This window comes from Sessilibacter sp. MAH3 (genome assembly GCF_054658275.1).
On the sequence record NZ_BAAGIE010000016.1, the window covers coordinates 97,376 to 107,572 of the forward strand.

10 protein-coding genes are annotated in these 10,197 nt (G+C 40.0%); 3 read left to right on the plus strand and 7 right to left on the minus strand.

The window, feature by feature from the left end:
* The first annotated feature begins 414 nt into the window (after positions 1-414).
* Entirely contained in the window at positions 415-1,770 is a 1,356-nt protein-coding gene (locus ACYQ2C_RS11485) for a diguanylate cyclase domain-containing protein (protein ID WP_460102584.1), read from the plus strand.
* 302 nt (positions 1,771-2,072) lie between these two features.
* On the opposite strand, the gene ACYQ2C_RS11490 is transcribed toward ACYQ2C_RS11485, so the two are convergent.
* Positions 2,073-3,074, minus strand: coding sequence for a YhdH/YhfP family quinone oxidoreductase (locus ACYQ2C_RS11490; protein ID WP_460102580.1), 1,002 nt, complete (start codon positions 3,072-3,074; stop codon positions 2,073-2,075).
* A 276-nt stretch (positions 3,075-3,350) separates the two neighbouring features.
* Between ACYQ2C_RS11490 and ACYQ2C_RS11495 the strand changes: the two genes are divergently transcribed.
* Positions 3,351-3,710, plus strand: coding sequence for a winged helix-turn-helix transcriptional regulator (locus ACYQ2C_RS11495; RefSeq protein ID WP_460102578.1), 360 nt, complete (start codon positions 3,351-3,353; stop codon positions 3,708-3,710).
* A gap of 111 nt (positions 3,711-3,821) precedes the next feature.
* Here ACYQ2C_RS11495 and ACYQ2C_RS11500 read toward each other — a convergent pair whose 3' ends face one another.
* Positions 3,822-4,376: a TetR/AcrR family transcriptional regulator gene (locus ACYQ2C_RS11500; protein ID WP_460102576.1), complete on the minus strand. Its 555-nt coding sequence runs from the start codon at positions 4,374-4,376 to the stop codon at positions 3,822-3,824.
* 155 nt (positions 4,377-4,531) lie between these two features.
* On the opposite strand from ACYQ2C_RS11500, the gene ACYQ2C_RS11505 reads away from it, so the two are divergent.
* On the plus strand, positions 4,532-5,173 hold the full coding sequence (locus ACYQ2C_RS11505; protein ID WP_460102574.1) for a glutathione S-transferase family protein: 642 nt from the start codon (positions 4,532-4,534) through the stop codon (positions 5,171-5,173).
* A 120-nt stretch (positions 5,174-5,293) separates the two neighbouring features.
* On the opposite strand, the gene ACYQ2C_RS11510 is transcribed toward ACYQ2C_RS11505, so the two are convergent.
* From ACYQ2C_RS11510 to ACYQ2C_RS11530, 5 genes are all read right to left on the minus strand, one after another.
* On the minus strand, positions 5,294-8,542 hold the full coding sequence (locus ACYQ2C_RS11510; RefSeq protein WP_460102571.1) for a leucine-rich repeat domain-containing protein: 3,249 nt from the start codon (positions 8,540-8,542) through the stop codon (positions 5,294-5,296).
* Positions 8,543-8,785: 243 nt separating this feature from the next.
* Positions 8,786-9,316, minus strand: coding sequence for a hypothetical protein (locus tag ACYQ2C_RS11515; protein WP_460102569.1), 531 nt, complete (start codon positions 9,314-9,316; stop codon positions 8,786-8,788).
* A complete protein-coding gene (locus ACYQ2C_RS11520) occupies positions 9,303-9,521 on the minus strand; it encodes a hypothetical protein (protein ID WP_460102566.1) in 219 nt (72 codons plus the stop codon). The genes ACYQ2C_RS11515 and ACYQ2C_RS11520 overlap by 14 nt, the downstream gene beginning before the upstream one ends.
* Before the next feature lie 139 nt (positions 9,522-9,660).
* Positions 9,661-9,834, minus strand: coding sequence for an entericidin A/B family lipoprotein (locus tag ACYQ2C_RS11525; RefSeq protein ID WP_460051535.1), 174 nt, complete (start codon positions 9,832-9,834; stop codon positions 9,661-9,663).
* A 64-nt stretch (positions 9,835-9,898) separates the two neighbouring features.
* Positions 9,899-10,093, minus strand: coding sequence for a CsbD family protein (locus tag ACYQ2C_RS11530; RefSeq protein WP_460051533.1), 195 nt, complete (start codon positions 10,091-10,093; stop codon positions 9,899-9,901).
* Positions 10,094-10,197 lie beyond the last annotated feature (104 nt).

Below are 10,197 nucleotides of genomic sequence, written 5' to 3' on the forward strand. Positions count from 1 at the left end.
AGAGTTAGATGAACAATTTTGTTACCCCAAAATACTTGGCTCTATTCAAATGAATTCGTCAAAGTCTATTTTATAAAATCCCTGTTATCTCAAATTTGTAACAGTTTTCAAAATTCTAATTAACATCGTGATAACGCCAAAGCTTCTATCAAAGTTAACACCTAAAAACACTCATATAACTATTCACTCATAAATCAACAAAGAAAAACCCCAGGCACACTTACTAGAATAAAAAAATACAACCACTTTCTTTATTAGGAATAGCATATAAACATTCATAGTAAAAACATGAATAACATCTAACCAAAAAACATAGCCAAAAAAATAATATTTAAAAGCTAGAACAATTACTCGATTTATAAACATGATTTTGTTAAAAATATTAACTTCACCAAAACATCAAAAGAATAAATCGTGAATATAAATACCGCGCTGCTCACCAGTATTCTTGATAAATCACCCTCTCATATCGCTGTTGTTGACTCAACCGGCGAAATAGTTTATGTGAATAAATCGTGGATTAATTTTGGGCGCGAAAACGGCAAAAATAATAATCAGTGGATTGGTTTAAATTATTTAAATATCAGCCAACAGTCGGCACAAATCGGTGATGCATTGGCGGCTAAAGCGCACCTTGGATTATCACAAGTCATCAGTGGCGAATGCGATGAATTCACCCTCGATTACCCTTGTCACAGCGACACGGTTAAACGCTGGTTTTTAATGAGAGCGCAAGCCCATGAGGTTCACGGTCTTCGTTTAGTTATTATTTATCACGATCAACACGCCGCCGGCTCAGAACTTGAAGCCATAAAAGAACGTTTAATGCTGGCGACAGATGTTGCCCAAATGGGCATATGGGAATGGCGACCGAGTGATAACTCCCTTATTTGGGATCACTGGATGTACGAAATCTTTGAAATACAACCCACAGACACAAGCGGTTATTTATGGGATTGGATCAACCAAATAGATACAGACGATAAGGCAAGAGTTAAACTCAGTTTAATAGACGCTTCTAACCGAAAGATAATTTTTAACACCGAATATAAAATACACACAGAATCTGGCGTTAAAATTCTACAAAGCCGTGCCTGCACTATAGAAGATAAAGAAAATCACTCGATAAAAGTCGTTGGCGTCACACAAGATATAACCCACCATCGACTGGCCGAACAAAAAATTCAAATTCTGGCTTATCACGATCAACTCACCCAATTGCCCAACAGACGCTTACTCAACGACAGACTCAATCAAGCACTCGCTGCCTATCAACGTAACCATTTAATGGGCGCATTAGTATTTATCGACTTGGATAACTTTAAAATCATTAATGATAGTTACGGGCATAAAATTGGCGATTTAGCACTGACTAAAATTTCAGAAACTATTCGCCAATATTTACGAAGCAAAGATACTTTGGCTCGATTTGGGGGCGACGAATTTGTACTATTAATTCCTGAGCTTTCTAACAATACCAGAGACGCAAAAATTGCCGTCGAAGCACTTTTAAAACGACTGATTTCACAATTAGAAAAACCCATTTTTCTGGCCGACATTTCGGTTACGGTTACAGCTAGCTTTGGTATTACCTTTTATTATGCAGGCAATCAAGATCATACTGAGCTATTAAAACAAGCCGACGAAGCCATGTACCAAATAAAACGCAAAGGTAAAAGCAGTTACGCCTTTTATCATCAACCGCCACACAATCGCAAACTCATCAACAGCACTAAGATCAAACTATTAAATACGGTCAAGCAAAAATAAATTTTACGTGTAGAAACATCTGATTAACTCATCCATGATTTAATCAGAGGGCAGAAATTGAAAATGTGATTTCCAATTTCTATACAATTTCAATCACTTACCGTTCATGAAATTGGCGACACATCCTTGTGTCGCGAGAAACTCTAGGTTAATCAGAGTTTCCTATATATTTATAACACTTGTAGAGCCGTCGAATTAGGTATTCCCTTAAACGTAAAATTAATCATTAATACATACGATTAATTTTCCATTCAATTAAGCTGTTCCAAATTAACCCTTCTGTAAGTTAACCCGTCTTTAAATTAATCCGTCTTTAAATTTACCAGGGTTCTACCAACCACTTTACCGGCTAAAATATCATTAATTTTCTGATCCAATGCATCAAGGCTACATTCGGTCACAAAGTCTTCTAGGTTATCAAGCTTCCATTCGCTCGCCAATTTCGCCCACAGTTTTAATCGTGGTGCCATTGGGCACTCCACCGAATCAATGCCTAGTAAAGAAACGCCGCGCAAAATGAACGGAAAAACATTCAGCGATAAATCCGCAGAAGCTGTTAAACCACAACAGGTTACATTGCCGCCATAACGGGTTGATTTAATTGCCGCTGCTAAGTAGTTACCGCCAACGCAATCCACCACACCAGCCCAGCGTTCACGCATCATGGGTTTTTCAGCGCCTTCGAGCAGTGATTCGCGGGTAACCACTTCGCTGGCACCCAAAGATTTTAAAAATTCGGCCTGCTCCGCTTTGCCGGTTACGGCTACCACTTCAAAGCCACTTTTAGCCAACAAGGCAATCGCCACAGAACCCACACCACCTGTGCTACCGGTCACCAGAATTTGGCCGTGTTCGGGCCTTGTACCGCCATCAAGCAGCGCCTGTACACTCATCGCTGCCGTAAAACCCGCGGTGCCAATAATCATAGCTTCGCGCGTTGTTAGGTTCTCTGGCAGTTTTACCGCCCACGACTTGGGTATACGAATGTACTCACCAAAGCCACCGGCGGTGTTCATACCCAGATCAAAACCGGTAACCAGCACCTTATCGCCAACGGCGAAGTCATCGGAATTACTCTCAACAATGTTACCGGCGGCATCAATACCAGGAGTGTGTGGGAAGTTGCGACTAACCGCCGGGTTACCCATGGCCGATAACGCATCTTTGTAATTGAGCGATGAATAATCCACTTTGATTAAAAGATCACCGGCCGGTAGATTGTCGATAGAACGATGGGTAACAGAACGCGAAAATTGCTTATTCTCTAACTTCTCAACCAATAAACATCGGTATTGTGTGCTCACGCGAGCCTCCTTGATCATTATTGTTATTACGTAAAAGCCCTGAACTTACCGAGCGTGCAGCGATTACCATCAGAACTTACTGATTATCAGCTCAGAACAGACTGCATAAAGACTCAGAGATTTATTAAGGTACAGTTTTGTTGATATACTACTATTAATCAAGTATGCACTTTTTAGTTTGCTAGTTACCAAAAAGATACCAACTAAATAACCCAACACTTTGCGCAGCACCTTAGCGAAATTGAATTAACAGCATCAATTTATTCGAGCACGACAATGACAAAAACGGTAGAGACACTCACCGAAGACAACGAAACCACGTATATTTGTGGTGTATCTGTCACCTTAGATTTAATTGGCGGAAAATGGAAAGGCGTAATTTTATGGCATTTGTCCCATAAAACATTGCGTTTTAGTCAGCTAAAAAGACGCTTGCCTAAAGTTACGCAAAAAATGCTAACCCAACAATTGCGCGAACTAGAACGCGATCAATTAATCCATCGCGAAGTGTTTGCGGAAGTACCACCCAAAGTGGAATATTCACTCACAGAATTGGGTGAAAGTTTAAAACCTATTTTAAACGCAATGTGCAACTGGGGTAGCGAATATTATCGAGACAATAGTAATCACAAGTAACAACAATAGTCACAACAAGGCATAAATTAAAATGCATCGTTATGACTTGTTAATTTTCGCTATTAATAAGGATTTTATGTACAACAAACTCTGATTTAGCTCCGTTATAAATTAATCAGAAATACCAGCATTAACACCCTCACGACAGGCTTTTAATAATTTTTCGACCAATTCATCGTCGTTAATGGCCTGCGCAATTGCCATGCCGCCCACCATTAATACGGTTTTTTTAATGGCTTCTAACTCGTCTTCGGTATCGCCGGTAAGCTCTTGTATACGTGTCACGAATTTTTTAAAAACCTCCGTGTAAGTTGAACGAACCTTGCTCTCGCGTTGACGCATATCGGTTGCCAAAAATGCCAGCGGGCAAGCAAATTCGCCCTGTCTATGTTGTTCGCTTAAGTACAGCTCAATAATATCAGACGGTTTTAAATTAGCGTTTTCTAACGCGTAGTTTTTGGCACGTTGCGCAGCATCTACCACGGCTTCTGCGTACAAGTCGCTCTTCGATTGAAAGTGATTGTAAAAGGCACCGCGTGTTAACCCAGCGTGTTCCATTACGTCGTTGATTGTGACATTATCAAACCCGCGTTTGGTAAATAATTCCGCCGCGCTGGCGGTAATTTTTTGGCGGCTTTGGTCTTTATGCTCTGTTTTCCAACCCATAACTCAGCTCTTTTCAAGGTTTCGGTAATCGTTAATACGCTGCATTAATTCGGCGATGATTTCGTTAATTATTTCATCTTACAAGAATATGATCTTGAACATATTGTTAATTTGAATACATTAACCCCGCAATTAACAATAATCAGGACTGAGCCATGAGCACCCCAATTACTATTTACGGCCCTACTTTCAGCACCTTTGTGCGCAGTGTAATGATGGCCTGCGAACTTAAAGATATTCCCTACCAAGTAACCACCGAAATTAACGGCGAAAAAATTGAATTCAGAAGCGCGCAGCACAAAGCTTTGCACCCTTACACTAAATTCCCGGTGTTAATGACCGAAAAAGGCCCAATTGGCGAAACCGTAGCCATTTTGCACTACCTAGAAAACACCTTTGGTGGCAAAAAGCTCTACCCAACCGACCCCTTTGAACAAGCGCAGGTTGAGCTGTGGAGCGGCATTAGCGGTATTTACGTAGATACCGATATTGTGCGCAAAGTATTATTAGAATACATTTTTCCGAAAGGTGAAAACGGCACCGTACGTGCCGATGTGGTAGAAGCCGCAATGCCGGGTGTTGAAAACGCTCTAAGCTTAGTTGCAGAACAATTGGGTGATAACGCCTATATTTGTGGCGATGAAATTACCGCTGCCGATTTAATTTTAATTCCTATTATCGACTACATTGAACAACTCGAAGCTGGCAAACCAAAGGTTGCCGCGCACAAAAACCTTGTGGAATACATTGAAAGCGTTCGCAAACAAGACTTTGCAAAACGTGTATTGACCAGCTAATTAAATTTGCCGCAAAAGAATTAGTTAAAAACCAACAGAACTCCGAGCATTCGGAGTTCTTTTTATGCAAGCGCTAGGTTAAAAACCCGCGAAAACTATTTTTAGTTAAAAAATACGCCGTTAATCTTTAAAACCGTATTCTAAAAAATCTTGCCATTCTCTTGGTTGTACACGATCAGTAATTTCAGCCAAAACATCACCTACGGTATCGGCAAACTTTTTAATGGCTCGATAACGTTCCATATCTTTTGCACTTAAACTTTGCACGCCGTATTGACTAATAGCACTTTCTAAACTTTCTCGCTTAGTATTCCAAAAAGCGGCGTATTCAAGCCGATTTTCTATTTCCCAAATTTTGGCATCGTCTAAGGTAAATATACGAATAATATCTGATAATTTGTCACCATCCTGCTGTGAATGCACCCATATTTGGTGAAGTTCAAACATACAATTGGGTGATTTTAAATATTTATCGCTTAAAAACACAAACACCCGTTCACCTTTGCCAATGCGTTGCATAAATTTGGTTATACTATCGCCAAATTGCAGGGTGTTTTTATCGCGAATAATTTTAATACCGAGCTTTTCTTCTGCATCATCACATAACTGATCTACTTTTTCTTCTCGCTTTTTACCGGCGTCGGTTTTATCGTCGTTCCAAGCGTAAGAAACAAAGTATTCTTTTTGCTGGGGTTTTTCTTGGGCGTAATCAGGCTCAAATTTCGGTGCTTTCATATTAGAATTATCTACAAACTCGTGTTGGGATTTTGCGTTATCTAAAGTGCTTTCTTTTTGCGTTGCGTTAATACCAATTTTTTGCTCAACGTATTCCAATGTTTGAATCATAGCCTCAAGTAATTGAACTGCACCCTCACCTTGAGTTTGTATACAAATCTCACCTTGCCAACTACCGGTTTTGGTTTGGGTAATTAAGGCCCGGCTATGGGTGGTTCGCTCGGGTACAAAAAAACCATTTAACCAGTAATCTCCAGCTAAACCCGCGTCTTTACCAATTTCGGCCATAAAGTTACGCAGTAATACCGAAGGCAAGAGTTCGTAGCTAAATACGACTTTCTCAATGGGTAAGTTTGGGTTCCATTTTTCCGTTAAACCCTCGGGTGGGAGTTCCGGTAATAAATCTGGGGCAAGATATTCGAATTTATGCTCTAAACTTTCTTTTTGCCAACGTTTATTCAAGCCAAAACAGATATTGCAAGATTCCATTAAATTTAAAAATAAAACTTGTTCCTGCTCAGAAAACCCCAGCTCATCCCATAAAAGTATCGCTAACAAATCGCGATCAAACTTGCCATGCATTTTTTCTTTTAAAATTTTATAGCAATTATCGCGGTTAAATACCGCGTAAATGGCTTCTAGCGCCCAGGCTTGGTCAAGAATAATTTGGTTATTAAACAATCCCTTTTGGTAAAACACGTAACCGCAGTTGTGCATAAAATTTAAAAATAATTTTGGGTTAGAAATACCACCGGTATTTTCACACAGGGTTACGAAATCATCGTATTGAATGGTTCGGTGTTGGCGTTGCTCTACTGGCCTTTTAGAATCGTCATCTATCCAGGTTTGCAGTTGATCAATAACACGCTGCCTACCTTCACCAATAAACGGTTGATCTATTTGTTGGTAGGCCTCGGTGAGCGCTTCATCCAACGCTGCTCGGCCTCGATTATTAAACGCGCTGTAATCCAGTGTTTTCCAGTATTTAAATTCACCAAGCATTGCATAAACGTCACTGGGCAAGGTTTGCGCTTGGCCCGGCTCATCACAATGGGTTTGCACAATAATCACCGAGCAATCGGTACCACCAAATTGCTTAATGTAATTAAGCCAATACAAAAGCGGATAATTACGAAAGGTCATACCGCCGTAGGAATGAGTCTCAGATTCTTCCATTTCAGGCATCCAAGCCAATAAAAACACAGCCCGGTTACGCATAAATAACGCGTGGGTGCCGTGGTAAATATCTTGGCCACCAAAATCCCACAAATTAAATCGCGCGGTTTTATGGTTAGGCACAGCAGCCGAAGAAATGGTAATACCGTGGGTAGAATCCGAATTTTTCTCAAATTCTAAATCGGATAACTGTCTGCAAATTTGGGTTTTGCCAACACGACCATTGCCAATAATCATTAACTTAGCATCTTGCTGCTGGTTCTGGCTTTCGGCTAAATCTGTAAAATGTGCTCTTAACCTTGGTAGACAATTATCATACCCAAATTTTGATAAAACCTCATTGGGTAGTTCAGTGATTTTGCAATCACCCAAAATTAATTCATTTAAGCTTTTCGAATAAACCAACTCCAATGGTATTGCTGTGATTGGACAAAAAAAAACGTTTAATTTTCTCAATAAACCCAAACCAATCAGTGGGCTTAGGTCCCTGACTTGAGTATGACCACAATTAAACTCTTGCAAGTTAATTAAGCCACCCAACGGACTTAGGTCTGTGACTTGAGTATGACCACAATTAAACTCTTGCAAGTTAATTAAGCCACCCAACGGACTTAGGTCATTAGCTTGAGTTTTACCACAATTAAGCACTTTCAGGTTGCTTAAGCCACTCAACGGGCTTAGGTCAGTGACTTGAGTACCCCAACAATCAAGACTTTGCAGGTTACTTAAGCCTCTCAACGGGCTTAGGTCAGTGACTTGAGTATCACTACAATAAAGCTCCTGCAGCTTACTTAAGCCACTCAATGGGCTTAAGTCTGTGACTTGAGCATACGAACAATGAAGCACTTGCAGGTTACTTAAGCCACTCAATGGGCTTAGGTCTGAGACTTCAGTACCACCACAATCAAGCTTTTGCAGGTTACTTAAGCCACGCAATGGGCTTAGGTCTGTGACTTGAGTGCCACCACAACAAAACTCTTGCAAGTTAATTAGTCCACTCAACGGGCTTAAGTCAGTGACTTTCGTGACTACGCAATTTAGTTCCTTCAAATTTTTTAAGCCAATCAACGGCCTTAGGTCAGTGACTCGAGTATTCTCACAATAAAGCGTTTGCAGGTTACTTAAGCCAATCAACGGCCTTAAGTCAGGGACTTGACTATTCCCACAATTAAGCTTTTGTAAGTTACTTAAGCCACTCAATGAGCTTAAGTCAGTGACGTGACTCCACATAAAACTTACTTGTTTTAGGTTGCTTAAACTACTCAATAGGCTTAAATCGCTAACCTTAGTCTCAGAAATATTAAGAACCTGAAGTTCTTTTAACTCAGCAATACTCTCCGGTATTTCCTCCAGCTCTTCCAAATCGGATAAATCCAACTCTTCACCCGGCTGCCAGTTTTCAATTCGCCGTTCGGCTTCGGCATAATTTTCTGCTGGAGTTCTGTTGCGCCCAATCATTTCCGTCCCTTGTACTCGGTCGATAGCATTTGGGTAACTATCGCATGTTGCAGTTTTACTGGGAATATGGATTTATTGACATACTGGCGCCAATAGAACATCTGGACAAAAATTAAATATTTAACGCGTCAAAACGAAATATTTAAAGAGTTAGAATTAGCTTCTAAAAAGAGTAGCTGAGGATGTTTGAGAAATGCTAGGCAGGTAAATTAAGCGCGTAATGTTGCGAGTATGAATAAATAACTAATCGCTGCTGGTACAAAAAAACCAGTGTTTATTGTTGGTTTTTTCACATAAATGATAAAACTCTGCTTTGGTTTTTAAAGCGTTATTAATAGAGTCTACTTGGGTTTCTTCTGTGTAGCCGTTTTCGCTGTATTGGTAATACCAACTAGCACCTAGGCTAAAGCTATTTACCATTAACCTTGCACGCGCCGCACTAGGTTCTTTTACGTACAAAACCCGGCTTAGGTTGTATTGGTTCATTACCGTTAAAATAAATTGTTTACTGTTTAGCAGCTCGTTGTTTTCTAGAAGATTTTTATCAGAGCCGCTTTGCTTAGCATTCAATTCTTCGGTGAGTTCTTTGCGATAGAACTCAATAAAATTGGTGTTATTTAAAATAGCAATGCTATCAAGTTGTTGAATAATTTCTTGCGAGTTTGCATCAAGCGTGCGAGGTATTTGCGTTTTGTTAACGTAAAAAAACAACAATGCCGAGCCAAGCATCATTATGCCTAGAGCTACGATTGTTTTGGTTTTATTTATAGGCATCGGCGCAGTTGTGCGGTATTTTCGAGCCTTCTCTAATGGGGTATGGAACCCCTGCAATGGCTTCCATTAAGGTCGTGGCATCTAAGTTATTTGGGTTTGAGTAAGTTTTAAATAATTTTATTCCTAATTCGACCGATAAACTGTCGGTAGTATCGTCAAATTTACGTAAATCAGCGCAAACCAAGGGTGGCTGATTGTTATACATGCAAAATGACGAATACTTTTAATTTTACAGTTGCTTAAAATAAATACTCAGCTTTTATCATCAAACAAGTATTTATAACCGAGTGTATTTATAACCCAGCAAGTATTGGCCATTCAAAATTAATGGGTTTAATTTCAAATTAGTCTGCGGCACGCTCGATGGATTCACCCGCCGACTGCACGTCTTTACCAAAACCCTCAACGGTTTGACAACCGGCAAAAGACACGGCGACTAAACACGCAAAACCTAAAATTAATTGACGCTTGTTACCGTATTGTTTAAAGACATTTTTTATTTTTAACGGATTATTCATTAGGCTCTCCAAGAAGTTTTTGCACAAAAAAAAGCAAGTGGTTGTTAACCACTTGCTTTCGCTATTAATGCTTAGTAAGTTTTTCCCACGCTTCGCGAGCTTCTTCTTTTGATTTGCCGTAGTGCTTTTGCATAGAACCTTCAAATTTTTCTTGCGAACCGGCCATTTGCTCTACTTCGTCGTCGGAAATTTTGGCCCAAGTTTTACGAATTTCACCTTTAACTTCTTTCCATTTACCTTCTGCCATATCTTTATTCATAACGAACTCCGATTATTTTTTCTAAATGAATCGCGGTTTCAGATAATAAGTGCAATTGGTAGTTGAGAGGCCAGCTGGTAGAGTCAGCACCTCTCCCGACCAAG

Coding starts and splice junctions, on each gene's coding strand:
- ACYQ2C_RS11495 (WP_460102578.1), top strand. CDS start 3,351: ATGACAAAAACGGTAGAGACACTCACCGAAGACAACGAAACCACGTAT.
- ACYQ2C_RS11500 (WP_460102576.1), bottom strand. CDS start 4,376: ATGGGTTGGAAAACAGAGCATAAAGACCAAAGCCGCCAAAAAATTACC.
- ACYQ2C_RS11505 (WP_460102574.1), top strand. CDS start 4,532: ATGAGCACCCCAATTACTATTTACGGCCCTACTTTCAGCACCTTTGTG.
- ACYQ2C_RS11510 (WP_460102571.1), bottom strand. CDS start 8,542: ATGATTGGGCGCAACAGAACTCCAGCAGAAAATTATGCCGAAGCCGAA.
- ACYQ2C_RS11515 (WP_460102569.1), bottom strand. CDS start 9,316: ATGCCTATAAATAAAACCAAAACAATCGTAGCTCTAGGCATAATGATG.
- ACYQ2C_RS11520 (WP_460102566.1), bottom strand. CDS start 9,521: ATGTATAACAATCAGCCACCCTTGGTTTGCGCTGATTTACGTAAATTT.
- ACYQ2C_RS11525 (WP_460051535.1), bottom strand. CDS start 9,834: ATGAATAATCCGTTAAAAATAAAAAATGTCTTTAAACAATACGGTAAC.
- ACYQ2C_RS11530 (WP_460051533.1), bottom strand. CDS start 10,093: ATGAATAAAGATATGGCAGAAGGTAAATGGAAAGAAGTTAAAGGTGAA.